1 protein-coding gene is annotated in these 824 nt (G+C 48.3%); it reads right to left on the reverse strand.

The window, feature by feature from the left end:
- Positions 1 to 148: beta-ketoacyl synthase N-terminal-like domain-containing protein (locus tag CAG11_RS34655; RefSeq protein WP_218191801.1), on the reverse strand; the 148-nt coding region annotated here is incomplete at its 3' end.
- Positions 149 to 824 lie beyond the last annotated feature (676 nt).

The following is an 824-nucleotide window of genomic DNA, read 5'->3' on the forward strand; positions in this document are numbered from 1 at the left end:
CCGCACAGCGGCCTTGAACCAGAAAGTCCCAATAACTCTCCAGGCTGGAAAGTTGCGGTGCGAAGCGACAGCTCATTCCGACAATCGCGATGGGCTGCAGATTCATATCCTGATCGTTGTAACTAGCAAATTCCCTTTCGCCGTCCATACAACCCACCCCGGGTATGCCCCCATTAATGGTTTTTATTCATTCGATAACCATGCACTTTTCAACTGAGCTCTGTTGAACACAGAGCCATTAGAGGCGCTCCCCAAAAAAGCTGAAGGCTGTCAGCATTAAATTCGCTGTACCAAGCAAACTAAAGCCCCCCGGAAATCACGCATAAAATCTAGCAGAGGCCAGATTAAAAGCATCATATAAAACGCAACAATCTATATAACAATTGGAAATCATGAAGCCTTTAATTATTGCAACCATCACTTACACCTTTAACAACTGCCCCCCAGCAGTCGCAATCCGTAGTGATCATAAACTCAAGTCTATAAATGCCGGCCGCCTTACGCCGAAGTTAAAAAGCTGCTATCGGATAGATCATTGAACGCGGATACTTTGCTTTTGAAGAAGCGTGCAGTATTACTTTTTGCTATTTAATTCTTTGTTATCCAAACAAACGAGACATGAAAGACCACATAGTTCAGTGATAAAAAGTTTAGTGGTCTGTGTCGATCCCAGCTTCCTGCGAGCTGGCCAGCACTATTTGCAGCCCCTGCAGGTGCTGCACCGCGGCCTCCATCAAGCTCGTGGCGATCTCGTCCACATGCCGCCGCTGCCAGGATTCCAGGGGCGTGCCCTTGACCCACTGGTTGAAGGCGCCGAGCGCCGG

It is taken from the genome of Pseudomonas sp. B6(2017) (assembly GCF_002112765.1).
In the GTDB taxonomy this organism is placed as follows: Bacteria; Pseudomonadota; Gammaproteobacteria; order Pseudomonadales; family Pseudomonadaceae; genus Aquipseudomonas; species Aquipseudomonas piscis.